The organism is Chryseobacterium capnotolerans (assembly GCF_021278965.1).
In the GTDB taxonomy this organism is placed as follows: Bacteria; Bacteroidota; Bacteroidia; order Flavobacteriales; family Weeksellaceae; genus Chryseobacterium; species Chryseobacterium capnotolerans.
Genome location: NZ_CP065589.1, coordinates 929,480 through 954,475 on the forward strand (window position 1 = coordinate 929,480; position 24,996 = coordinate 954,475).

At 36.3% G+C, this 24,996-nt stretch carries 17 protein-coding genes and 2 pseudogenes; 14 read left to right on the top strand and 5 right to left on the bottom strand.

Features of this window, described 5'->3' with window-relative positions; all coding sequences use genetic code 11:
* The first annotated feature begins 21 nt into the window (after positions 1 to 21).
* The 3 genes from H5J24_RS04370 to H5J24_RS04380 are packed head-to-tail and all read left to right on the top strand — an operon-like array spanning position 22 to position 1,802.
* Positions 22 to 933 (top strand): DnaJ C-terminal domain-containing protein, encoded by a 912-nt coding sequence (locus H5J24_RS04370; protein WP_068944228.1) that lies wholly within the window; start codon positions 22 to 24, stop codon positions 931 to 933.
* A 3-nt stretch (positions 934 to 936) separates the two neighbouring features.
* Complete coding sequence (locus H5J24_RS04375; RefSeq protein ID WP_068944227.1) at positions 937 to 1,239, top strand: chaperone modulator CbpM; 303 nt, start codon at positions 937 to 939, stop codon at positions 1,237 to 1,239.
* A gap of 35 nt (positions 1,240 to 1,274) precedes the next feature.
* On the top strand, positions 1,275 to 1,802 hold the full coding sequence (locus H5J24_RS04380; protein ID WP_068944226.1) for a hypothetical protein: 528 nt from the start codon (positions 1,275 to 1,277) through the stop codon (positions 1,800 to 1,802).
* Positions 1,803 to 1,854: 52 nt separating this feature from the next.
* On the opposite strand, the gene H5J24_RS04385 is transcribed toward H5J24_RS04380, so the two are convergent.
* Together H5J24_RS04385 and H5J24_RS04390 are read right to left on the bottom strand one after the other, a co-directional pair.
* A complete protein-coding gene (locus H5J24_RS04385) occupies positions 1,855 to 2,838 on the bottom strand; it encodes a PLP-dependent cysteine synthase family protein (protein WP_068944225.1) in 984 nt (327 codons plus the stop codon).
* A gap of 108 nt (positions 2,839 to 2,946) precedes the next feature.
* Positions 2,947 to 4,176 (bottom strand): ABC transporter permease, encoded by a 1,230-nt coding sequence (locus H5J24_RS04390; RefSeq protein ID WP_068945171.1) that lies wholly within the window; start codon positions 4,174 to 4,176, stop codon positions 2,947 to 2,949.
* A 4-nt stretch (positions 4,177 to 4,180) separates the two neighbouring features.
* Between H5J24_RS04390 and H5J24_RS04395 the strand changes: the two genes are divergently transcribed.
* Positions 4,181 to 5,377 (top strand): exo-beta-N-acetylmuramidase NamZ family protein, encoded by a 1,197-nt coding sequence (locus tag H5J24_RS04395; RefSeq protein WP_068944224.1) that lies wholly within the window; start codon positions 4,181 to 4,183, stop codon positions 5,375 to 5,377.
* Between the two features lie 372 nt (positions 5,378 to 5,749).
* Here the strand turns inward: H5J24_RS04395 and H5J24_RS04405 are convergent, their stop codons facing one another.
* The 3 genes from H5J24_RS04405 to H5J24_RS04415 all read right to left on the bottom strand — a co-directional run bounded on the left by H5J24_RS04405 (position 5,750) and on the right by H5J24_RS04415 (position 8,078).
* Positions 5,750 to 6,376 (bottom strand): DUF3575 domain-containing protein, encoded by a 627-nt coding sequence (locus tag H5J24_RS04405; RefSeq protein WP_068944222.1) that lies wholly within the window; start codon positions 6,374 to 6,376, stop codon positions 5,750 to 5,752.
* 7 nt (positions 6,377 to 6,383) lie between these two features.
* The gene (locus tag H5J24_RS04410) at positions 6,384 to 7,559 is read right to left on the bottom strand and encodes a thioredoxin family protein (RefSeq protein WP_068944221.1); all 1,176 of its coding nucleotides are present in this window, start codon (positions 7,557 to 7,559) and stop codon (positions 6,384 to 6,386) included.
* A 153-nt stretch (positions 7,560 to 7,712) separates the two neighbouring features.
* On the bottom strand, positions 7,713 to 8,078 hold the full coding sequence (locus H5J24_RS04415) for a winged helix-turn-helix transcriptional regulator (protein ID WP_068945170.1): 366 nt from the start codon (positions 8,076 to 8,078) through the stop codon (positions 7,713 to 7,715).
* A 147-nt stretch (positions 8,079 to 8,225) separates the two neighbouring features.
* Between H5J24_RS04415 and H5J24_RS04420 the strand changes: the two genes are divergently transcribed.
* The 10 genes and pseudogenes from H5J24_RS04420 to H5J24_RS04465 all read left to right on the top strand — a co-directional run bounded on the left by H5J24_RS04420 (position 8,226) and on the right by H5J24_RS04465 (position 24,989).
* Complete coding sequence (locus tag H5J24_RS04420; RefSeq protein WP_068945169.1) at positions 8,226 to 9,170, top strand: alpha/beta hydrolase; 945 nt, start codon at positions 8,226 to 8,228, stop codon at positions 9,168 to 9,170.
* Between the two features lie 5 nt (positions 9,171 to 9,175).
* Positions 9,176 to 9,743: pseudogene (locus tag H5J24_RS04425) on the top strand (cysteine hydrolase family protein).
* Positions 9,744 to 10,000: 257 nt separating this feature from the next.
* A complete protein-coding gene (locus H5J24_RS04430) occupies positions 10,001 to 11,596 on the top strand; it encodes a histidine kinase (RefSeq protein WP_068944219.1) in 1,596 nt (531 codons plus the stop codon).
* A 113-nt stretch (positions 11,597 to 11,709) separates the two neighbouring features.
* Positions 11,710 to 14,295 carry a zinc-dependent metalloprotease gene (locus H5J24_RS04435; protein ID WP_068944218.1) on the top strand — a complete coding sequence of 862 codons (2,586 nt, stop codon included), beginning with the start codon at positions 11,710 to 11,712 and terminating at the stop codon, positions 14,293 to 14,295.
* A gap of 6 nt (positions 14,296 to 14,301) precedes the next feature.
* Positions 14,302 to 17,635 (top strand): annotated as a pseudogene (locus tag H5J24_RS04440) (SusC/RagA family TonB-linked outer membrane protein).
* 11 nt (positions 17,636 to 17,646) lie between these two features.
* Positions 17,647 to 18,966 carry a RagB/SusD family nutrient uptake outer membrane protein gene (locus tag H5J24_RS04445; protein ID WP_068944216.1) on the top strand — a complete coding sequence of 440 codons (1,320 nt, stop codon included), beginning with the start codon at positions 17,647 to 17,649 and terminating at the stop codon, positions 18,964 to 18,966.
* A 73-nt stretch (positions 18,967 to 19,039) separates the two neighbouring features.
* Entirely contained in the window at positions 19,040 to 19,804 is a 765-nt protein-coding gene (locus tag H5J24_RS04450) for a LytR/AlgR family response regulator transcription factor (RefSeq protein ID WP_068944215.1), read from the top strand.
* 609 nt (positions 19,805 to 20,413) lie between these two features.
* Entirely contained in the window at positions 20,414 to 21,874 is a 1,461-nt protein-coding gene (locus tag H5J24_RS04455) for a hypothetical protein (protein ID WP_068944214.1), read from the top strand.
* Positions 21,875 to 22,290: 416 nt separating this feature from the next.
* Positions 22,291 to 22,797 (top strand): M15 family metallopeptidase, encoded by a 507-nt coding sequence (locus H5J24_RS04460; RefSeq protein WP_068944213.1) that lies wholly within the window; start codon positions 22,291 to 22,293, stop codon positions 22,795 to 22,797.
* Positions 22,798 to 23,126: 329 nt separating this feature from the next.
* Positions 23,127 to 24,989 carry a hypothetical protein gene (locus H5J24_RS04465; RefSeq protein WP_232816063.1) on the top strand — a complete coding sequence of 621 codons (1,863 nt, stop codon included), beginning with the start codon at positions 23,127 to 23,129 and terminating at the stop codon, positions 24,987 to 24,989.
* The last annotated feature ends 7 nt before the right edge of the window (positions 24,990 to 24,996 follow it).

Consider the following 24,996-nt stretch of genomic DNA (forward strand, 5'->3'; position numbering starts at 1 on the left):
ATTTGAGTAAACATCGTTTCTATGGCTTATATAGATTACTATAAAACTTTAGGCGTAGATAAAAGCGCAACTCAGGATGACATTAAAAAGGCTTACCGCAAATTAGCCAGAAAATTGCATCCAGACCTTAATCCTGATGATAAAGAATCAGAAAGAAAATTCAAAGAGCTGAATGAAGCCAATGAAGTTCTCAGCAATCCGGAAAATCGCGCAAAGTATGATAAATACGGAGAAAACTGGAAGCATGGTGAGGAGTATGAAAAAGCTCAACAGCAACAGAGACAGCATCAGCAACATCAGAATTATGGTGGTGGTTTCTCAGGTGCAGACTTTGGCGAAGGCGAAGACTTTTCAGATTTCTTCCAAGATATGTTTGGCGGATCTGGCGGTTTTGGTAAAAGTTCAAGAGGAAGAGCTTCAGGAAAGTTCAAAGGACAGGATGTACAGGCAGAATTAACCTTGAATTTGAGGGATGCTGCAGTAACTCATCCGCAAACTTTTGAAATCAATGGTAAAAAAGTAAGAATTACAATTCCAGCCGGTGTCTATGATGGACAGAAAATAAAATTAAAAGGCCACGGAAATCCCGGAATGAATGGAGGACCTAGTGGAGATCTCTATATCACATTCAATATTCCTGTAGACCCGAATTTTGAAAGAGTAGGAGATGACCTTAAAACAAAAGTCATTATTGATTTATATACCGCAGTTTTAGGTGGAGATGTAAAGGTGAATACCCTGGATGGAAGTGTCAATCTTAAAGTTAAACCAGAAACCCAAAGCGGAATGACCGTAAGACTGAAAGGAAAAGGATTCCCGATCTATAAGAAAGAGGGAGAGCATGGTGATCTTTTTGTAACTTATGAAGTGAAACTGCCTGTAAACCTTACCGATAAGCAGAAAGATCTTTTTGAACAACTTAAAAATTCCTAGGCTATGAGTGAAAGAATATCACGAGAAGAACTCGTAAGAATATACAATATAGAAATCACTTTTTTTGATGAGCTTGTAGATTATGGTCTGCTGAATATACAGATTGAAAATGAAGTGCATTATCTCATGTATGAAGATCTGCCTGATCTGGAAAAATTTGCCAATTGGCATTATGATCTTGAAATCAATCTTCCGGGTATGGAAGTTATTCATAATATGTTGAAGAAACTGGACGCTTTAAAACGAAGAAATAGAGAACTGATGAATAAACTTTCTGCCATCAGTGATCAATATGAAGATATTTAGCTTAGTTTTGTAGCTTTTTAAAGCAACAATGTATTATGAGTGAGGAAAAAGTGATTATATTAAAACCTGAGAGAAAGATCTTTGAAGATATTTATTTTAGCGGCAATCAAGGAAGTCTGCTTTTTTCTCCTACCACAAAAGGCAAAACAATAACAACGATTGCAGCTGCAGTGATTTTACTTGTTGCATTTCTTTTTAAAGGCTGGTTCAGCAAGGAAAGTCAGGGTATTTTATACTTTTTCAGCTTTATTTTATTGTTATGTGCTGTTTTTCTGTCTGTAAGCGTTAATAAAGTTTCGAGATGGAGAAAACAGGTGAATCACTACCTGAATACACTGGAAAAATGTAAAGTTTACGAAATAAGATTTGATCATAACTTTTTTACAGTCAATATTGATGGTGAAAAAGAAACCAGTGAATGGAAAGACTTCGAATTTTTTGACAGTAATAATGAGTTTATTTCCCTTGAAGGAAAATACAACTATATGTTTCCCAGAAAATCGATGAATGAAAGAGATTATTCTTTCCTGAAGACCATTTTAAAAGATAGAATACAATCATAAAAAAAATCAGAGCATTTGCTCTGATTTTTATTTTATAGTGTTGTGTTCTGGTTTAGTCCAGCCAGCCCATTTCTTTCATCCACTCATCATTGTAGATCTTTCCTACATATCTTGAACCGTGGTCGTGAAGTAAAACTACGATAACATCATCTTTAGTGAACTGATCTTTCATCTGAATTAATGATGCAATAGCACTTCCTGCAGAATATCCGCAGAAAATTCCTTCCTCTTTAGCCAGTTTTCTTGCATAGATTGCTCCGTCCTTATCCGTTACTTTTTCAAAGTGATCAATAACAGACATATCATAGTTTTCAGGGATGATATCTTCACCAATTCCTTCAGTGATATAGGTATACGCGTGATCGTAGTGTAATTCTCCGGTTTCGTGGAATTCTTTAAGAATAGAACCGTAAGTGTCGACCCCGATTATTTTAATATCTTTATTTTTTTCCTTGAAGAATGTGCCACATCCTGTAATGGTTCCCCCTGTTCCGGCTCCTGCTACGAAGTGAGTAAGTTTTCCTTCTGTCTGTTCCCAGATCTCCGGTGCTGTAGATTCATAGTGAGCAGTTCTGTTAGATAGGTTATCATATTGGTTTACATACCATCCGTTTTCGGTCTCCTTTGCCAGTCTTTTAGATACTGAATAGTAAGAACGTGGATCTGTAGGCTTCACATCTGTAGGACAAACAATTACTTCTGCTCCTACCGCACGAAGGATATCGCACTTTTCTTTAGATTGCTTGGAATTGGTTACAAAGATACATTTGTAGCCTTTGATGATAGCAGCCAGTGCTAATCCCATTCCTGTATTTCCAGAAGTTCCCTCAATGATGGTTCCTCCAGGTTTTAATCTGCCGTCTTTTTCGGCATCTTCGATCATTTTAAGAGCCATTCTATCCTTTACCGAGTTTCCAGGGTTGAATGTCTCAACTTTTGCTAAAACTAATGCCGGAAAGTCTTCACCCAGTACATTGTTAAGTTTTACCAATGGTGTGTTTCCTATAGTTTCAAGGATATTTTTTGCGTATTTCATAAATGTTTTATATGCGGTGCAAAGATAATGCTTTTAAAATTATCTGTATTGAGATCATAAGCTAATACAGATGATTAAAAGCTTAATTTTTTTAACCCCATAGTAAGATTAGTTATACTTAATTACTTTCACCGGAGAAATCTTACTGATCAGATAACTAGGAATAATTAATGCGAGAGCAGATATCGCCAAAATTCCTAATGAAATGGAAACAATGGCAATAGGATTAAGATCTACCGGAACAGTGCTTACATAGTAATTTTCAGGATTAAGCTTAATAATTCCAAAGAATTTCTGAATTAAAATTAATCCTAATCCAATGGCATTACCATATAAAAGTCCCGGAATCATGATGATAAGGGTATAATTGATAAAAGTAGCTCTAATCTGCGCATTGCTTGCTCCTAAGGTCTTAAGTAGACCGATAGAGTTCGTTCTTTCAATAATAAGGATGAGAAGAACCATAATAATATTAATAACCACTACAATCAGCATGATGATGATGATAAGAGCGATATTGGTATCAAAAATACTGATCCAGTCAGTAATCTGTGGAAATTTCTCTGTTGCTTTTTCAGCATAGTTTTTATAACCGATCAGCTTTTCAATATCAGGGAAATCTTTATCAATATCATTCACATTTTTTAGGAAAATATCAATTCCTCCAATCTCGTCAGGTTTCATATCCTGAATTTTTCTCGCATGATTAATTCCACCAATCACAAACTGTTCATCGATGAGCTTAATGTCTGTTCTATAGATTCCAATGATTTTAAATTTTCTATAAAGAGGTTTTTGATCGGCTTTTAAGAATACTGTGACTATACTGTCGTTGACCTTAAGATGGAGATCATTGGCTATTTTTTGTGAAATAGTAACATCACTGTTGAAACCTACTTCAGTTACCTTAGGTGTAGTTCCGGCAATAAGGAATTTTTTAAATCGTAAACTGTCAAAATCTTTTCCGATTCCTTTAAATATAATTCCTGCAAAATTATGCTCATTACGCATAATTCCGGTAACCGTTACATATTTTTGGGTAGCTTCCACATCAGGAAGTTCCTTGATCTTGGCAATATTCAGTCCCTGGTTATCTAAAACCGAGGTATTATAAGAAGAATTAGATCGGGTAGATCTTACCGTAATGTGTCCGCTGAAATCTGCGAGTCTCTCTTTAATAGCTTTTTTGGAACCGAATCCGGTGGCTACCGTAATCAGGGAAACAATAATTCCCAGTGCTACGGAAAGCCTGCCAATGAAGATGATAACCCTTGAAAGGTTATTTTTGTTATCTTTGGAAAACGCTATTTTTCTAGAGAAATATAAAGGAAACTTCAAGCTTATGAATTTAGATTTCAAAATTAAAAATTTACTTCTGATTTGCCTAATTTTTTTAGGAGTATTCAACCAATATTATTCTCAAACTCAAGTTCAACCGGATTTTAAAACCGGGGCAGATCAGCCTGAGCTTTATTTACCCCTATTAAAAGATAAAACCATTGGAGTCGTTACAAATCAGACAGGATTGATGAGTGATAAGACTCACTTGGTAGATTTTTTAGTGAAAAACGGAGTGAAAATCAAAGCTATTTTTGCTCCTGAGCATGGTTTCCGAGGAGATGCTGATGCAGGAGCAAAGGTAAAAAACGGAGTAGATGTGAAAACAGGAATTCCTATTGTTTCCCTTTATGCCAGCAACAAAAAACCGAAGCCTGAACAACTGGCCGGAATTGATCTTGTTGTGTTTGATATTCAGGATGTGGGAGTGAGGTTTTATACCTATATTTCTACTTTGACTTACCTGATGGAAGCAGGTGCTGAAAATAATGTTGAAGTGTTGGTTCTGGACCGTCCCAATCCTCACGATGGATATACTGATGGACCGGTCTTGAAAAAAAAATGGGCAAGTTTTGTTGGAATGCATGAGGTTCCGGTAGTGTATGGGCTGACCATTGGTGAGTACGGAAAAATGGTGAATGGAGAAAAATGGCTGAAAAATGGAGTTCAGGCAAAGTATACTTTAATCCAGATGAAGAACTACCATAAAAAACAGCGTTATCCGATATTAGATAAACCATCACCGAATTTACCTAATGATAAAGCGATCAATTTATATCCAAGTTTATGCTTTTTTGAAGGAACTCAGGTTTCTGTAGGAAGGGGCACAGATCAGCCTTTCCAAATCTATGGTTCACCATGGACGGAATGTTTACCCTATCAATTTACTCCTAAGCCAAGTTATGGCGCTAAAGATCCATTTTTAAACGGTAAACTGTGTTATGGTGAAGATCTTTCCAATTATCCGAAGGATCTAAGAGAACTGAATCTTGAATGGGTAATCAAGGCTTACCAGAATTACAAAAATCCTCAGCTGGATTTCTTTTTAAAAAATTTGTGGTTTGATACTCTTTCCGGAACGGATGAATTCAGAAAGCAGATTATTGCGGGTAGATCAATTCCAGAAATTAAGGCTTCATGGAAAAAAGATCTGGAAGATTTTGAAAAGATCAGAACCCAGTATGTGGTATATGAAGATTAATGGATATCAATCTGGAGTAAAATTTTTAATTGATAAAATTGGAAGCTGGAGGTTAGATGTTACTTTTAGTCATATTATTACTAAGTAGTCCTTTAAAAAGGGTAAAAGTAATTCTTTATGACCATCATAACTTCCAGCCTCCAGCTTCTGACTTCCATCCTTTTAATCAAAATTTTGGGGTGGATTTTTATCATTTTTACCCTTGTTTAAGATAAAGAGTCCAATCGTTAAACCTACGACACCTGCAAAAGCAGTTAATAAGGCTCTTTGTAACTTATCTGGAAGATCATTTCCCAGATAATTCATTAAAAAAGGATCACAAAAGTGATCACTGATATGATAATATGATTTCTTCCGAATGGTTTCATGGTACTATTTAAATTTGTAGGAGATCATTACACCGCCCCTGTAGGGAATTATTTCACCACTTTTATTAAAGTTTTCTGCATCATCATAGCGTTTTCCGGTGGTTCTGTCATATCCCTTATAAAAGCTTTGCGAAGTTCCTATAGTGGCATAGAGGTCGAGATTCCAGCGATCAGATAATTGAAATTGATATCCTCCGGTAATACCCAACATAATAGAGTATCCTTTTTGGTAAAGATTAGAATTCATGACATATTCTCCATCATCTTTTTGGGTAACATTGTCATTCCAATAGTTCCATTTAGCAGCTTTGTATGCCGCAACAGAGACATTCGCTCCTATATACCAATGTTTGAAAGCCTCTTTGAAATAATACCTTCCTTCAGCAGAAACAGAGTAAAATTGTAACTCATGTCCTGCAAAAGACTTCCACGGTGAGACAAAAACATCTCCTTGTAGGGTGTATTTAGGACTGATCTGCTTTTCTACAGCTAGGTTAAAAATTCCTATTGGTAAAAAAAGAGCATTACCTTTTACATACAAACCTTTATCTTCGCTTTGTTCCTGTTCCTGAGCCTTCAGTGAACCTATGCTCAGGAATGCCAAAGCACCCATTAATACTCTGTATTTCATCAAGTGTTTATTTTATTTGTTTTAATAATTCTTCTGCTAGATTAGAATCTCTGTTTGCTTGAGTTGCCATGTTTTTAGACATCTCAGCATAATTTTTTGCCATTTCCTTATTCCCTGTTAAGAAATAAAGCTTAGCTAGGATGTAAGTGTTTTCTGAAGTTTCCCCTCGCATTACAGATTTCTCAGCCCATTCGGTTGCTTTTTTTAAAGAAGATGGTGTCTGTACATGATCTACAAATACCCATGCTGCTCTTAAAAGTTCATCCGGATTGAATGTTTCAGGATTTTTGTAATAATCCAAAGCTGCTTTTTCATATTCCGGGAAATTGGCATTTCGCTCGTAATAGTTAAGTTTGGTCTGATTCAGTTTAGTAATTGCAGTTTGTTTCCCAACCAATGGTTCAGCCATTTTCATAAAGTAATCATCATTTACTTTTTTGTTTTTATCATCAATGGACTGTTCTACGATTTTTGATAGCTTTAACTGGGAATCAAATTCGGTGTATGTTTCTTCGGGAAGAAATTTGATGATCTCTGCTTTTCTGGAAACAAAGGCTTTATAATTGGAATCTTCTGTAGATTTCAGGAAAAATAGCATAAACCCTATTTCATCTTTTGAAAGAGGTTCAGATGCCTTTTTATTTTCAAAATACCTTTCAGATGCTTTTTTGGCAAACTCATAATCAGTATCAGAATTAAGCTTCATAATATTGATCAGGAATTGAGGATCTTTTTCCCCATTAGCAAATCTTTCTTTCAGAGAACCTTTTTTATTCCCTTGTGAATTAATATCCTGAGCCATTGTCACAAACATCCCTTCTTCCATATAACCTGTGTTTCTGGAAACAAGTTCGCCTTCACCATTCAGGAAAAGATAAGTAGGGTAAGATCGTACTCCGAATTTAGAAGCAAGATCTCTTCCTTCTCCTTTCTCCATATCAAATCTTGCATTGATAAAGTTGGTATTGAAGTATTCTCTCACGGATTTCTGAGGAAAAACATTTTTTTCCATCATTTTGCATGGTCCACACCAGGAAGCATACGCATCAATAAAAACCAATTTTTTTTCTTTTTTGGCCTTTGCTATAATTTCTTTAAATGGTAGTTCCTGAAACTGTATAGTCTCCTGAGCAGAGATGACAATAGAGCAAACAATAGATATCCCGGAGATGATCTTCTTCATTTTCAAATAAGATTTGAAGCGAAGATAAATAATTTTCAAAATATATAGGTGGGAATCGGGAACCTGAATGTTGATATTAACTAATTTTAAGACTTACATTTTCATATCCTGATTTTTTTTAGCAGAGTAGAGCAGGTTTCTGCTATAATAAAATCATGAGTCCTTTTTCTTAGATTCTTTATGCTCCTTACCCCAAGACTCAAGCTGGTCAAGTACCGGAAGCAGCTTTTTCCCTATTTCAGATAATTCATATTCCACTCTGGGAGGAACCTCAGCATATACTGTTTTTACAATCAGGTTTTCCTGTTCCATTTTCTTAAGCTGGAGGGTAAGCATTCTTTCTGAAATATTGGAAATTCTGTTTTTCAGTTCAACAAATCTTAATCTTTCCCGTTTAAGTTGATAGCAGATGGAAAGTATCCATCTTCCACTAATCAGGTTAACGGCATATATCTCGGAACAGCTTGATTCCAGCGTTTTTTTATTCTCGTTATTGGTGGATGATTCTTTAATACTCATACTAACATTTTTGTTCGCTCCATACAATCTCTTGTACATTTGTATTGTACAGCATTGATGATTTAAATTTACAAATAAAAGAGGAAATATAGGATGAATGTCCTGTTTTCACAGCCTTTTATTATAGATTTTTTATATGGGAATGTTATGGATTTAAATAGAATTAACAAGGAGCTGAGGGCTAGTATGGAAAGTGTTCCGTATTCATTGGAACTCGATGAAAATATATTTTTGAATGCTCCTGAAATAATACAGAAGGAAAGAGTTGAGTTTACAAAGAATAACCCTGTTAGACAACCGGATCATATCAAGGTGAAAGATATCTTTATTCCAAGTTCAATGGATGGTAAAGAAATAAGACTGCATATCTATCAACCGGAAAAATTTGATCCAAATAAAACGTTGATTTATTTTCATGGCGGTGGCTATGTTTTTGGTTTGCCGGAGCAGGTTGACAGTGAGATGTTTGAAATAGCCAATGAATTACAGGCAACCATTGTATCTGTAGATTACAGATTGGTACCTCAATATCGTTTTCCTATACCTATTCTGGATGGCTTTGATGCTTTAAAATGGGTGATTGAAGAAGGTGAAAACCAGCTGGGGATAAATACTGAACAGCTTACCGTGATGGGAGCCAGTGCGGGAGGACATTTGGCAGCGTCAGTGGCTCAGATGGCTGCCGACGAGAATATAAATAATATTAAACATCAATTTTTATTGTATCCTGTTATTCATAATGGATTGGATACTTCTTCTATGCTGGAGTTTACAGACTCTCCGTTATGGAATAAAAGATATGCAGAAATAGCATGGCAGCATTTTTTAGGCAAAAAAAATATGAAGAATAGTGTTCCCTATTCAGATCTTACTCACTACCGTAATTTTTCTGCACTGCCTCAAACAACAATTGTTGCCTGTGAACTTGATCCTTTAAGAGATGAAGGTATTGAGTTCTCTCAATTATTATATAAGGCAGGAGTGGCAACTGAGCTGTGGGTGATTCCGGGGGCGGTTCATGTATTTGACCTTTTTGATTGTCCCTTGACTGATGAGTATAAAAAGTTTTTGATGAGCAGACTTTTCAAATAAATAATATGAAATTAAGAGATAAAAAACCGGCTTTAATCCTTATTGATATTCAAAAAGGATTTCTTGATGAAAACTATTGGGGCGGAAATAGAAATAATAAAGATGCCGAAAAAAATAAGTGGAAAAATATTGGAGAGTTGGCGGGAATTGGATTTACCGATATTTCACATTCGACACAGTTCAACAAATTCTCAATCTAAATTACATGACTCTGATCCTGGGTTTGCATTTAATGACAATGTCCTGCCTCTACGTAATGAATGCATTATCACTAAAAACGTGAACAGTGCTTTTATAGGAACTGATCTGAAAGAGAAATTAGAGGCTCAGAAAGTAAGTGCTGTCGTAATTCTAGGTATTACCACCAACCATTGTGTTTCTACAACGGCAAGAATGGCTGGGAATTATGGATATGAAACTTATGTTATTTCAGATGCGACAGCTGCTTTTGACAGAGTAGGAATAAATGGAGAAAGGTATGATGCAGAATTAGTTCACCTCATGGCATTGGCCAATTTGAATGAAGAGTTTGCATCTGTTCTGAATGCTGAAGAATTATTAAAAAACTTATAGAATAGTATGCAAAACCAGAACATATTTAAACTGCTGTATATAGGGCAGTTTTTGTTTTTATCAAAACAAATCATTTTATCCTCAATTTTTTCATCAAAAACAGGTTGTATTTATCAGGATTTTTAAGATAATTTTATTTCACTCAATGGTCCTGAAATCTTTGTTATATCTTTGCAAACGAATAAATTATCCCATAAATAAATCGTAAAATATAGGCTTTGCTTCAGGTATTGCCTTTCTTTTTTGGGATAATATAAATGCAGAAGAAATTGAGTATTAGTTTTAAACACGCCTTATCCCAAAAATCTATTTACGCTGCTGCTTTATCCACCTGCTTAATTGCAGTAGTGGCTTTTGCTGTTTTGAGTCATTTGATCGCTGAAGATAACCGTAAAAATAACGAGGATTTTGCCAAAAAAACATTTTTCAGGAAGTACGAATCAGTAGAAAGTGAATTCAGGAATATTGAAGATTATCAGTATCTGCTTCGTGAATTGATTCAAAAAGACGGACTGAAAAACTATAGAGATTATTCTTTGGTTTTAAATGATCTGAATAAAAAAAGAAACCTGCTAACTTATAGCTGGTATTATTATGACAATAGTAAAACCGGAACGTATGAAAGCAACAACCCCTTATCAGACCTTTTTAAAGAGAGGAATAAGACAGCGAACTCCATTGCTATAAAAAATAATGGTTCCGGACATTTTAAAGATCTTCTGATAAATCGTAAAGACAGTATGTATTGGGTAAGCTATGACTCTTTGGTACTGCCTGGGAAAAATGTTCTTTATTATGGCTCTACGGTAAGTTTAGATGATTTGCATCAATATTTTACCAATGTAGATAAAAGCTCTAATACCTATGCTTATGTATTTACTAAAGAAGGAATTTGTATTACCCATCCTGAGAAAAAGTACATTGGGAAAAATGTTTTTAAATTCACAGATATTAAAGCGAAGGACACATTATGCAATAAAGCAAAATCAGGATACACTGAAGGAATTGCAGCCTCAGAGTATTTGGGAATGGAAGTCACACGGTTTATAAAACCATTGAAAACAGATAATTTTGATGGGTATGCGGTAGTGAATCATGTCAATTTTATCATTGATGAGAATACTAATAAGGTAAAAGCTTATACTATTTATATATTTCTGGCAGCTTTATTTATGATTGTTACTGTTTTTATTCTTTTTCAACGGTCTACAAACATGGCATATAAAGAAAAAGAAAAGATTCAGTCTGAAAAAAATCTCCTGTTGATTGAGAATGAGAAAATGCATAAAGCGGAAGTTATTAACCAGCTTCAGCAGCTTAAAAATAATATCAACCCGCATTTTCTTTTCAATTCTCTGAATTCATTATATATGCTGATAGGTATAAATAAGGAGAATGCTCAGAAATTCACCATGAATCTTTCCAAAATTTACAGGTATCTGATTGTTCCGCCAAAGGAAAATATTGTACCCGTTGCCAAAGAGATCGATTTTATTCAGAAATATATGGATCTTCTGAAAAGCAGGTTTGATGAAGAACTGAATTTTCAGCTTATGATCAAAGACCCTGAAAGCTTAAAGAAACGGATCCCGTATTTGTCACTTCAAATTGTGACGGAAAATGCTATAAAACACAATGTTGCAACCATAGATCAGCCGTTGGAAATCATGATAGAAGTAGAGGAGAAAGGGATTACGGTGAGGAATACTTATCAGCCCAAAACGGAAGCCGTTCAGGGAGAGAAATTCGGAATTGATTATTTGAATCAGGTTTATGAATATTTTAAACAAAATTCACTTCATATTTCTGTAGATGGTGAAAATTTTATATGTTTTTTGCCATTAATGGATTAAAATGAAAAAATCCATTCACTCCCGAATAATCACCTTTCACTCCCTAAAAGACCCTATATAATTCACTATACCTATAGCTTTGCCAGCTGAAACTAAGATATTTACTATTTGGAATGAATCGGACTATTTTAATGAAGAATTACAGGCTTGCACTGTATCTTGGACTTGCTATGGCATCGCCGGCAGTTCTGGCACAGAAAAAAGACACTGTAAAAACGACCAAGGACAAAACCGAAAAAGCAGATCTTTCATCATCAAAGAAAGCAAAAAAAATTGACGAACTGATTAAGAAAGGAACTTATAAAAAAGGGATCTTCAATACCATTCAGGTAAAAACAGATCTTTATTTTGAAATTCCTGACAGTTTGATGGGACGTCAGTTTTTGGTAGTGAACAAGCTCTCTCAGGTACCTATGCAGGTAAATGAGGCAGGTCTGAACAAAGGAATGAACTATGAAAATAAGATCATTTCTTTTCACAGGGACAAAGTTGCGAAAAAAGTATGGGTAAGAACTTCGGAAGCAAAAGTGTCTTCTCCTAAAAATGATGCCATTACAAAATCTGTTAAAGATAACTTTTCAGAATCTGTGATTGAGGTTTTTGATATTGAAGCCCAAAACAGTGATTCTACTTCGGTAGCTATTAAAGTGAATAAGGTTTTTGACGGAAATCAGAAAAGCTTTAATGATGTATTGGCTAATGTAGGTCTTGGCGGATCAGTAAAATCAAGTCTTTCCTTTATTGAAGGAGTAAAAACATTCCCGGAAAATCTTGTGGTGAAATCCCAACTGAGTACCTCTGTAAATGAAGGCGGTGTGGATCTTCCGGTAACACTTGGAGTAACCAGCAATCTGGTACTGCTTCCTAAGATTCCTATGAAACCTAGGGTTGCAGATGCAAGAGTAGGGTTTTTCAGTGAAAAGCATTGGTTCTTTAATGATCAACAGCAGAAAATGGACGAGAAATTCTTCATTACCCGTTGGAACTTAGAGCCTAAAGATGAGGACAAAGAAAAATATCTGAGAGGTGAACTGGTAGAGCCTAAAAAGCAGATCGTTTATTATATAGACCCCTCCACACCAAAACAATGGCGTGAAAAGATCATTGCAGGAGTTCATGACTGGCAGGTTGCTTTCGAGCAGGCAGGGTTCAAAAATGCTGTCATCGCTAAGATGCCGGATGAAAAAGATGAAGATTTTGATATTGATGATGTAAGATATTCCGTAATCACATATGCTGCTTCTCCAAAGTCTAATGCGATGGGGCCATCTGTAGTAGATCCAAGAAGTGGTGAAATCATTGAGGCTGATATCATCTGGTGGCACAATGTAATGACTTCTCTCCAGGAATGGATGAGAATTCAGATAGGACCTATTGATTCCAGAGCGAGAGCTAATAAATTCAGTGATGAGTATATGGGAGAAGCCATTCGTTTTGTATCCTCTCATGAAGTGGGACATACTTTCGGATTGAAGCACAATATGGGATCCTCTTTTGCATTCCCTGTAGAATCTCTTCGTTCCAAAGAATTTACTGATAAGATGGGTGGAACGGCACCTTCTATCATGGATTATGCACGTTACAATTATGTGGCACAACCGGAAGATGGAGTTACAGCCATCACTCCAAAGATCGGAATCTATGATAAATATGCGATTGAATGGGGGTACCGTTGGTATCCGGATGAATTCGCTGAGAAAAAAGCGCTGAGAAATTTAATAGAGAAGCATGAAGATGACCCATTATATTTCTATGGTGAACAACAGAGTTATCTTGAAACGATAGACCCGCGTTCGCAGTCTGAAGATTTAGGTGATGATGCGATGAAAGCCAGCGAATATGGAATGAAAAATCTGAAAGTTGTAGCCAATAATCTTTTAAAATGGACCTATGAAGACGGTAAAGATTATACAGATGCAGGTAAATTATACATGGGGGTTATCGGTCAATGGGATCTGTATACAGGACATGTAATGGCGAATGTAGGAGGAATTTACCTGAACAATACAGTTTTTGGTAATAAGAAAAAAGCCTATGAAGCAGTTCCTGCTGAAACTCAGAGAAGAGCGGTTGATTATTTGGTTAAAAACTCGATCAATCTTCCGGAGTGGTTATTCTTTAACCCGATTACTGAGAAAACATATTCGGTGAAAAATTCCCCAATGGGACCGTTTGAACAGACACCATATACCCTGGCCAGAGGAATGCAGTATGCCAATATCTATTCCCTGTTTATGGATGACAGATTGCTTAGACTCCTTGAGAACGAGTTGAAGCATGAAGTTTCAGGTTCAAAAGAGAAGATCTACACAGTAGAAAATTTATTTGAACAGGTAAGAACAGCCATTTTTAACAAGAAAGGAAGCCTTACGATGCTTGAGAAAATGGCGCAGAAGAACTACGTGGATGCATTGATTGTTTCGGTGAACAAATTATTCGAAAAAACAGCCGTAAAAACATTGAAGACAGATCAGACATTAAATATGCCAATGATCTGCAACTATCATGAAGAAGGTAAAAACCTTAGAAACATCAATTATTCATCCATGAAGAGAGTATCTGAAGTAACTACGTACAAAAGATCAGAATTACAAAAAGTTCTGAACTTCCTGAACAACACCAGATACAGAGGTGATGACGCTTCAAGAGCGCATTATTCAGATTTAATTATTCGTATTGAAGAGGCTTTAAACAAATAAACAGCAATGAAAAAAACTCTAATCCTTTTACCTCTTTTAGCTGCTCAGGTTGCGTTGGCTCAGGAAAAAAAGACCATTACAGGAAAGATAGAAGACGGTAATACTTCCAGCGTAATTGCAGGAGCATCTATAAAAATAGAAACCCAGTCCGTTTCTACAAAAACTGATTTAGACGGCATTATCGAAAGTGTATCTGTAGGTACAGTAGCTGATAAGGACGGAAAATTTATACTGGAAATTCCGGTAGGAACAAAATCTATTCTGGTAAGTTTTCCAGGATACGAATCCCGTATTATCCATATCAATGAAGATAAAACCAACTATACCGTAAGATTGGTTCCTGAAGTTTCAGATAAAAACAAGATTCAGGAAGTGATCATTACCGGATATCAGAAGATTGAAAAGCGTAAGCAGACTTCAGCGGTTGCTACGGTAAAAATGGATAACATCAGCCAGGCTGGGGTGGCAAGTGTAGACCAGATGCTATCCGGACAGATTGCCGGGGTAGTGGTAACTCCGGAAACTGGATCGCCGGGTGGACCTGCAAAAATAAGAATCCGTGGAACAGCTTCTTTGTCTGGACCTCAGGATCCGCTATGGGTAATTGACGGTCTTCCGTTAGAAGGAAATGATGTGCCTAACTTCAGCGATAAGGATAATATCGATCAGCTTCAGAACTTCTCCATTGCAGGATTGAACCCAAATGATATTGAAGATATTACCATCCTGAAAGATGCTGCGGCGACAGCCATTTATGGAGCAAGAGCTGCGAATGGGGTAATTTCCATTACCACAAAAAAAGGAAAGAAGGGTAGCATGAGATTGAATTTCTCTGCAGATACTTTCGTAACAGCCCGTCCTGATTTTGAAAAACTAAACCTGATGAACGCATCAGAGAAAGTGGATCTTGAATTAATGCTTGCCCAGCGTGCGGATCTTACTTACCGTGCAGATAAAGGGGGAGGTGATGAGAATTTTAACTCAGAATAACCAGCTTGATGATTTTAGGACTGGTGGTCTGGGGGCTTTAAGTCCATTGACCCGTAACCAAATCAATGCGCTAAGAAACAACACTACTGATTGGGGGAAACTGTTATACAGAAACGCCATCAATAAACAGTATGGAGTGAGTATTTCCGGAGGGGGAGAAACTTCAGATTACTATTTCTCTTTAGGGTATTATGATGAAGAGGGTACAACGATTGGTACCGGATTTAAACGTTATAACCTTACTTTAAAGAATAATTATAAGTTAAGCGATAAGTTAACGGCTGGGATCTCTGTTTTCGGAACTCAAAGTGAGAAAGAATCATTTATGACGGATGCAGATGCTGCTGCAAGCCCTATTAATTATTCAAGAAATGCTAATCCGTACATGAATCCGTTTAATCCGGATGGAAGCTACAGATATGATAAAGATATCGATGGTTTTGCAGATACTTATATTCCTTTCAACTTCCTTGAAGAAAGACAGAATACAAGTTATACGCTGAAAAACCATTCATTAAAAGCAATTTTGGATTTAGAATATAAAGTTTCAAAAAATCTGAAATTCACGTCTCAGTTAGGTATTCAGTATGATACTAACAAGACGGAAAAATATGCCGGACAAGAGACGTATTTTACCAGGAAGATGAAGGAAGGTACCCGTTACTATAAAGACGGTGGATATAAATATTTCCTGCCTGCCGGAGATATTAAACAAAACTGGGACAACGATTTCTTCCAATACAACTGGAAATTACAGGGAACTTACAGCACCAAAATCAATTCTGTACATGAAATTGACTTGATGGCAGGAACGGAGCTTCGTAAGACAGAAGATAACACAACGCTTACCAGAGCTTTTGGGTATAACAAAAATACCAGAACTGCTACTCCAATTGCGTTCCCAAGTGCGAATTTTGCTGCCGAAAAGAAGTATGAAACGTACCGCGAAATGCCGCCTGTAGAGAATGCTTATGCATCTATGTTTGCTACAGCATCCTATACTTACGATCAGAAGTATACTTTCTTCGGAAGTGTAAGATATGACGGGACGAACTTATTTGGAGTCAATAAAAAGTATAAATACCTTCCGATATGGGCTGTTTCCGGTTCATGGCTGGTAACGAAGGAAGACTTTATGAAAAATATAACGCCTGTTTCCAACATGAGACTTAGAGCTTCCTATGGTTTACAGGGAAATATTGACCGTAATACTTCACCATTCTTTATCGGAGAATACAATTATGCCAATATTCTTCCGGGAATGAGAGAAGATGTTATCAATGTGATCAGCCCGCCCAACGATAAACTTCGTTGGGAAAAAACTACGAACGTAAACTTTGGTCTTGATCTGGGATTGTTCAAAAACCGTATTAACCTTACTGCAGATGTATACAGCAGAAAAGGAACAGATATGATCAGTATGAAGGAAACACCGCTTGAATCAGGTTTTGAGTATACGATGATGAACTGGGGAAGCCTTACGAACAAAGGTTTTGAATTGGCTTTATCTACAAGAAACATCGATAAAGAAAACTTTAAATGGTCTACTACCATCAACTTTGCTCATAATAAAAGTAACGTATTGAGTGAGCAACCTCGTGATAATGCGTTTCTTCCATCCAGAGAAGGACTTCCTGTAAATGCAGTGTTTGCTTTAAAAACAGCAGGAATGGATGCTTACGGAAACCCCCTATTCTGGAGAGGAAATGAAAAAGTATCTGCTGAAGAATTCTTTAAATTATATGATGTATATGCTGACTTCCTTCCGGGGCAGTTTGTGGATACAAAATTAACAAACAAAGAACTGAGAAATCTGTTTACTTATGTAGGAGACAGAGATCCTAAATTTACAGGAGGGATCATCAATAACTTCAAGGTTAAGAATTTTGATTTAACGATTGCTGCGACATTCAATTTTAAGCAGACTGTAATGCGTACTCCTTCTTACAGAGGAATGGATCTGGATAGAGGAAGAAACTACACCAGAGAAATCTACGAAGCTGGTGGATCATTACCAGGAATTACAAGCCCTGATATGGATGCAAACCCTAATGGATGGATGGCTAATAAATGGTTTGCTGGAAACCGTTCCAACACGTATGGATTATTGGATGTATGGGCTAAAGAGATCAGCTATCTAAGAATCAGCAGTATTCGTTTGGGCTATACACTTCCAAAAGAATTTACGGCACCTATGGGAATCAGCAGCTTGAGACTGAGTGTGGAAGGACGTAACCTTTTTGTATTCAGTAATGGATACAAAGGATATTTTGATCCGGAAACGTATGGTAATATTTATGCACAGCCTATTGCTAAATCAGTGACAGTAGGATTTAATGTTTCTTTTTAAAACTTGAAAAAATGAAAAAAATAACAACTATCATAGCATTGGCGGTTATCAGCTTTACCACTGTAGGATGTGACAGATTTTTAGATATTCAGCCTGAAGGAAAAGTAATTCCGACTACTGTTGAAGATTACCGTAAAGTTCTTACCTCAGCCTATGCAAAATATCCTAATCATAAGTCTTTATCAGTACTTCGTACCGATGAGGTAACTGTTAATGAAAATATCAGTGATTTCAATGTATATCGTGAAATCGCGATGTGGAAAGATACCAATAATGATTCTGCAACATTAGAATTCCCATGGGTGAAGTTTTATTCAGTGATCTTTTATCTGAACCAGATCATTAATGAAGGAAGCAAAACAATGGCAGACTCTCCTGAAAAGCAGCAAATTCTTGCAGAAGCTTATGCATTACGTGCCTATGCCTATTTTGACATGGTGAATCTATATGCGAAGCCATACAACAGTGCTACAGCTTCTACAGACAGAGGGGTTCCGATCAGTCTTGAAATGGATATTGAAGCTGTATTAAAGCCATCCAGCGTGCAGGAAGTTTATAATCTGATCCATGCAGATATGAGTAAGGCAGAAGGTCTTATGGTAGAACAGAAACAGACAGCAGGAATCAATTATAGATTCTCCAAGATTGCATTAATGGCTTTACAGGCCAGAACAGCTCTTTATCAGAATGACTGGAACAAAGCTTTGTATTATGCAGAACAGGCATTAGCCATGAAAGGAGATTTGGTTGACCTGAATACAAGTACTACAGCACCTCATCATTATATGTCTGTAGAGTCTATTATGGCATTGGATGATGTATTCGACAGTGCGGCACAGAACTTATCTTTTGCCTCTTCTGAATTGATCTCAAAATTCAACAGCAGTACAGATAAAAGATTCAAACTTGCTTTTGAAAAAAATGGCAGCCAGTATAAAATCATTAAAAAAGGAAGTTCAGAGTTTAAAGTATCCTTCAGAACTACAGAAATGTATTTCATAAAATCTGAAGCATTATTGAAACTGAACAGACTTGATGAAGCTAAAGAAATTTTATCTAAAGTTCTTAAAAACAGATATACTCCGGAAGGATATACTGCTGTTCAGAATACAATAGTACCAATGAATGCTGCAGATTTCATGAATTTCATCCTTGATGAAAGATCCAGAGAGTTTGCGGTAGAAGGACACAGATGGTTTGACCTGAGAAGAGCCAACCAGAAAGAAATTAAACATACCATTAACGGTAAGGACTATATTCTTCAGCAGAATGATCCGAGATATACAATAGAATATCCGATGAGTGCAAGAAAAAATAATCCTAATTTATAGAACACTTCATATTAACAACCCCTGAAACCGCTAGAATTTAACCGTTCTAGCGGTTTTTTTGTACTTTTGCAGTATGAAAATTGCCATTATTGAAGATGAGCTGCTGGCTGTTAATTATCTGAAAGACCTTTTAGATAAACAAAACATCATTCCTGTTACGGAAATAGTGGTTCTTCGTTCCAAAAAAAAGGCAATAGACTTTTTTGAAAATGATTCTGCTGATCTTATTTTTATGGATATTCATCTTGGTGACGGGATGAGCCTGGAAATTTTTGAGCAGGTAGAGCTTTTTGCTCCCATCATCTTTATTACGGCATTTGATGAGTATGCAATGCGTGTTTTCAAACATTTTACGATAGATTATGTACTGAAACCTTTTGAAGAAGAAGACCTCCATCAGGCATTACAGAAATTTGTTTCCATCAGAAATAATTTTGATCCCGAACCTTTGTTGAAATCTATTTCCACCTTACGTCAGGGAGAAGATACTGAAATAATGAAACGTTTTATGGTGAGGGAAGGCAATAAGCTGAGATCTGTAGATGAGCAGAATACAGCCTATTTTTTTGCTTCGGGAAAATACCTTTTTCTTACCACAATGGATAATCAGACCTATATTTATGATGATACTATCAAGGATATTATCCAAAAGCTGAATCCGCAGGTTTTCTTTAAAGTAAACCGTAAGTTTATCATCAATAAGGAAGCCATTACAGAGATCATCAAACATTCAAGTCAGAAAGTAGAGTTGAAGCTTTCTCCCAAGCCTGAAGTAAGCGATGAGGTATTTATCAGTAAAATGCAGATCGCTGAATGCCTGAACTGGCTGAAGAATTAGGGAGGCCGGAAGCTAGATGCTGGAAGAGGGAAGTTACTTGTAGTTAGAATACATCTATTTTATAAACCACATAGGGATCACATAGCTTGATGGGCGATGAAATGAATTATAATGGTTGGTAAATAAAGCATACTGATGATTTTTAATCTCTCGCAGATTGCACAAATTTTGCAGATGTTTGTGGATATGAAAATCAGAGATTTTCTAAAACTTATGTGTACTTTTTATGCTCAAAGCTTTAAACTTAAAATCTCTTAAGTGTTTAAAATCTTTTGTGACTTTTGTGGTTATTTAAATAGTCTGGAAGCTAGATGCTGGAAGAGGGAAGTACTTGTAACCAGAGTATCTGATTAAATTTTTTTATTGGTATTTTGTTATTGACTACGTATAATCTTTGATTTCTGACGAAGGAAGAATCTCAATATTACCATTTTCAGATTACGCTTGTAGATATATCTATTTTTAATTAATCATAGCATCAACTTCATCAAAAGACAAATAAACATCTACCGTATAAAAGTAACTTCCATCCTCCCTCTTCCTACTTCCCGCCTTTTCCCTATTTTTTCGTATTTTCCCTGCCGAAAACTGATTGTTTAAAAAAAGAGCATGAAAATATACTTATTTCTTACTTTAATGCTTTCAGGAGTAGTATTTTCACAAAAGATACAGTTGAAAAAAGATAAGATTCTATTCAATGAAAAGGAGGTAGGAATCCTGAAATCCCCTTACAGAGATCATTTTGAATTTTATAACCTGGCGAATGAAAAGGTTTTTGATGCCGATTTAAAGGGAGTCACGTTAGCAAAAGAACAGTTTCTTTATTATCTCGATATGAAATCAGCAGATGGAAAAACCACTCAGATTCCTTATGAAGTATTGGTTACTTCATTTAAGGTAGATAGAATAGTAGCTTATCAATTGGCTGTAAAATATCACCTTTTCAATGAAAATGGTTTTGATAAGGCTGAATTGGAGAAGTTCTTTACTACTCCGAGAGAAAATCTGGGCGACAAATATCTGGTTGCAAAAACCAACAGTATTGCAGAGGATAACGCCAGAAAAAGCAGACTCGATAATATCAGAAGCCTCTATAATCCGAGAATGGGTTCCAATGGAGAAATTTTGATTAATAACGGAGGCTTTCAATCTAAAATTATTGGATATTCAAGAGCGTTTAACTGTGTAGGATTCAATAATACGGGATCTTGTCTGGAAGTAACTGATTTGGATGGGGTAAAGGTAGCTTCTATGTATCAGACCAATCAGGGGTTGAAAACGTATTTGGTAAAAACCTTTGATAACAATGAATTTACCTTTACAGCAACCAGACCTTATGCGCCTTCAGACTATGCATTTATCAACGAGTTTGTAGCTAATCTTTTTATTGAAGGCTATACGCTGGAACATCAGGCTTACAATAAAAACCAGGAGCTTCATCAGGCAAAAATGAATGATGCTGTCAACCGCAGTATCAATTTATATGACGCTCCGGGATATCTGGTTGAGAAATCAGGAAAGAAAACAGAAGGTACCATTACCATCTGGTTTGAAATGCTGGATCCGGAAAGAACAGGGCAAAAACTTCCTCAAGATGGAGCAGATCGGTTTGGACAGCGTGTAACTCTGAAGAAAAGGTTACCTGGGATGAACAGTATGGCTACCAAAGTATATGATGCCGATTCAGGAGTACATTTCTGTGTTTCGCCCAATGGAAATGAGGAATGTTACTACGGGCTGGATGTAAAAGGAGAGTTCATGAAAAAGCTGCAAAATTATGGAAGCCTTTATGGGAATAATTCCTATTTCTATAAGCTGATTGCTAAAGAAAATAAGATCATGCTACTACAGGACCCTGTTGAAGACTGGAAATATGTGATTAAAACAGATCTTCAGCCTAAAGGTCAAATGCTGGATAGCAGATCAAACGACAAACTTTCTGAAAAGTTGGCTGACTATCTTAAAGATTGTAAGTCTGTTTCCGACCAGCTTAAAAATGAAAGCCTTGATCTTAAAAATGAAGAAAACCTGATCAGAATTATTTCCGATTACAGTAAGTGTAAGAAGTAGCTCCACTACTGATACAAAATAATTAAATCCGGCAATAGACTTAGTATGCTATTGCCGGATTCTTGTTTTATAATAAAATAGGAGTTTACAATCTCCTTATTATCAATTGATTAAACGGTCAATTTCGATAGATTCTATACCCTATGGTTAAAAATTTTCCAGGAAAAAATATAATGCGTCAAGTTTTGACGTTAAGTCCCTCTACTTTTGTTTCAGAATTAAAGAACAAACTATAAATGATTGTACGCTTGCTTATCCTAATGATATTTACCATTTCTAAACTTAAAGTTTCAAACCAGTTGTAGTAAACAATTTCAATTTTTTTAATCATTCAATATAACACGTCAAGTTTTGGCGTTAGCCTGAAATACCTTTGCTAAAGAATCAAACACCAAATCACAAAATAGTAATCATCCATGGATAAACCAAGTGAAGACAGAATAAAAAATCTCCATCCATTGGTAAGGAAAGAAGTCACACAAATTGTAAAAGAATGTGACGAAGCCCTTACCGGGAGAGCAAAAGTGAGGATTACCCAAGGTATGAGAACTTTTAAAGAACAAGATGCATTATACGCACAGGGAAGAACAAAAGCCGGAAAAAAAGTCACCAATGCCAAGGCCGGACAAAGCATTCACAATTACGGATTAGCAGTAGATATCTGCCTTATTATCGACGGAAAAACAGCAAGCTGGGACACTGCGAAAGACTGGGATAATGATGGCGTAGCAGACTGGTATGAATGTGTGAAAATCTTTGCCAAACATGGCTGGAGCTGGGGCGGAAACTGGAAAACCTTTAAAGACCTGCCGCATTTTGAACGAAGCTCCATATGGAAAGGAGAACGAAAGGTCAAAGCAACTTGGAGAAACTTACAAAATTTACCAAAAGATAAAGACGGATATGTAATTTTTACCAAATAATCCCGGGATTATTTCACCGTGAAAATCAATACTACAATCAACCGGAATGATTGTACAGGGAGAGTTTTGTCTTTTCCGGAAAAAATAAAACACTTCTTATTGAACACTTGTTAAAACCTAAAAAAAACTCTGAATAAAAAAATTATTGAAGCCGCTAAGATGCATGAACAAAAATCATATCGAATTTTTAAGAAAACACTCTTTAAAAAATAACCAGGCTTATTATTCTTAAAGCCTTCAGTAACCTTAAGGGTTCAGAGTCTTTTTCAGTTTTATCAGACTGATCATTACACCCGTCTTATCTTTTATTAACACCAAAAATCACAAAAATGCCACAAAATATTCCATCGGGAAGCTTATCAACAGCTCCCGACAGCAAAGGGCTTAACGTACGGCCTGACCTTCTGCCGGAGTCTTTCTTCTTTCTGGAGAAAGGACAGACATTTAGTCAGGATACGAACGGAAAATTTGGAGCCAATGGTACTGTATTCAGGACCACCTCCAAAGTAAGCCTTAACGGTACCGGCAAAATATATACTATTTGCCAGGGACAGGTGTTTTTACAACCTTGTGGAGGAGATTCCACTAAAGTAAATGCGATCCTGAAGCCTTTTAATCAGCCGATTAAAGGACTGGCGATCAAATATATCGTATACAGAGGCCTGAACAGATCAGATTTCTTTGAAGGAGATCTTGTCAAATCCACAGCTACAACAGGCTTTGTAGACGTCATCAGAAAAGAATTCACAGGTCTTTATAATATGCTGGGAATTACTGTACCCCCGTTTACTGCTCAGCATATCGGGTTTCCGGTAGGAAATTCTCAGTCAGCAGATGATCTTATTGATGATTATTTCCTTAAGATTTCTAAAGTTCAAACTACCGGAACTACCACCACTGAGATAGACTCCAAAAAAGCTTTTGAACTGCCTATGATCCCAAGAGGAACCCATCTTGGAAATGCTACAGGAAATGTAGGTATTGATATCGTATTAAACGAGGGAGACTATACAGTAGCGAACGATCCAAACCCATTTCAGTTGAATCTGGCTTTTGCCCGTAGTGCAGACCACGTTTTAGATCAAGCTATTGGCAATACTGCTTTTAAAAAGAAGCTGATCAGAGAAACAGCCACTCAGTTCTTAGATATTGCAGCCTTTTATGGTTTACATACGCAGGGAAAAGGGAAGATTCATATGAGTGATAATTCTGTTCTGCAAACGGTAGAAGAAATCGCCAATCAGATTTCAGGCTTTAAAACAACCGATACAACCTATCTGTACATCCAGGGAAGCAGACAGAGATCTTATAATTTCTATGGAAATCAGAATCTGGAAGGAAATACCAACAATATTAAAATTGGACCCACCACTGCGAATCTTTCTTTAGATCAGTTTGAGGTAGGCTGGCCGGTAAAAGAGCTGGTTGCACAACCGTCATTGGTGGTTCAGCTTACAACGGATAATAACGATGCCGCTGCGATGTATATAAAACAAGGCGTTTTACAAGATACTCCCAATGAGGATTATTTTATCAGAGGGAAAAACTTACTTCAGGAGGCAGGTAACGGAGCAGATACCAATTTCACGAAACCTATTACTTTCAAATTAGATAAAACAAGTGCCGGTAAAACGGTTGCTTCTTTTATACAACTGATTTATGAAGGAAAAACAGTGAAAATTACTTCTGAAACTCCTGGCCCGAATCCAGGTGATCCTATTGTAAGCACAACGTATGATTTGAAGGATATTGATGACATCTTCGGATTAATTAATGTAACACCAAAAATTCAGTCGAAAGGAGGAAATGAACTTGTTTATGTAATTGATCAGAATTTATTATTGATTGATTTTGAAAATAAAGCAGGAGGAAAAGATATTGCAACAGTGACTACTAAAAAAGTAGAGGATCTGATCATGAAAAATGATACGGAAAGTTTGAAAAGGGTTACTTATGAGACGTTGTTGAATAATATACGACAGAACGTAGGTGTATTTTTTGAAAGCAGAGCTGCATATCAGGATAATTCTAATAGTGGAACAATTTCTTATAATGATAAGATAAATAATTTTTACACTCCTGATAAACCATATTATTTACAGCCTGTGACTTATACTGATAATGAGGGAAAAAGAGTAACAAGTTTGTCTTTACATTTAGAAGACGGTAGTGTTTCAAGTAAAAAATATTAGGGATAGT

What these genes read in the sequence shown, in the direction of transcription:
- H5J24_RS04370 (WP_068944228.1), top strand. Translation starts at nt 22, where the DNA reads ATGGCTTATATAGATTACTATAAAACTTTAGGCGTAGATAAAAGCGCA.
- H5J24_RS04375 (WP_068944227.1), top strand. Translation starts at nt 937, where the DNA reads ATGAGTGAAAGAATATCACGAGAAGAACTCGTAAGAATATACAATATA.
- H5J24_RS04380 (WP_068944226.1), top strand. Translation starts at nt 1,275, where the DNA reads ATGAGTGAGGAAAAAGTGATTATATTAAAACCTGAGAGAAAGATCTTT.
- H5J24_RS04385 (WP_068944225.1), bottom strand. Translation starts at nt 2,838, where the DNA reads ATGAAATACGCAAAAAATATCCTTGAAACTATAGGAAACACACCATTG.
- H5J24_RS04395 (WP_068944224.1), top strand. Translation starts at nt 4,181, where the DNA reads ATGAATTTAGATTTCAAAATTAAAAATTTACTTCTGATTTGCCTAATT.
- H5J24_RS04405 (WP_068944222.1), bottom strand. Translation starts at nt 6,376, where the DNA reads ATGAAATACAGAGTATTAATGGGTGCTTTGGCATTCCTGAGCATAGGT.
- H5J24_RS04410 (WP_068944221.1), bottom strand. Translation starts at nt 7,559, where the DNA reads ATGAAGAAGATCATCTCCGGGATATCTATTGTTTGCTCTATTGTCATC.
- H5J24_RS04415 (WP_068945170.1), bottom strand. Translation starts at nt 8,078, where the DNA reads ATGAGTATTAAAGAATCATCCACCAATAACGAGAATAAAAAAACGCTG.
- H5J24_RS04420 (WP_068945169.1), top strand. Translation starts at nt 8,226, where the DNA reads ATGGATTTAAATAGAATTAACAAGGAGCTGAGGGCTAGTATGGAAAGT.
- H5J24_RS04430 (WP_068944219.1), top strand. Translation starts at nt 10,001, where the DNA reads ATGCAGAAGAAATTGAGTATTAGTTTTAAACACGCCTTATCCCAAAAA.
- H5J24_RS04435 (WP_068944218.1), top strand. Translation starts at nt 11,710, where the DNA reads ATGAATCGGACTATTTTAATGAAGAATTACAGGCTTGCACTGTATCTT.
- H5J24_RS04445 (WP_068944216.1), top strand. Translation starts at nt 17,647, where the DNA reads ATGAAAAAAATAACAACTATCATAGCATTGGCGGTTATCAGCTTTACC.
- H5J24_RS04450 (WP_068944215.1), top strand. Translation starts at nt 19,040, where the DNA reads ATGAAAATTGCCATTATTGAAGATGAGCTGCTGGCTGTTAATTATCTG.
- H5J24_RS04455 (WP_068944214.1), top strand. Translation starts at nt 20,414, where the DNA reads ATGAAAATATACTTATTTCTTACTTTAATGCTTTCAGGAGTAGTATTT.
- H5J24_RS04460 (WP_068944213.1), top strand. Translation starts at nt 22,291, where the DNA reads ATGGATAAACCAAGTGAAGACAGAATAAAAAATCTCCATCCATTGGTA.
- H5J24_RS04465 (WP_232816063.1), top strand. Translation starts at nt 23,127, where the DNA reads ATGCCACAAAATATTCCATCGGGAAGCTTATCAACAGCTCCCGACAGC.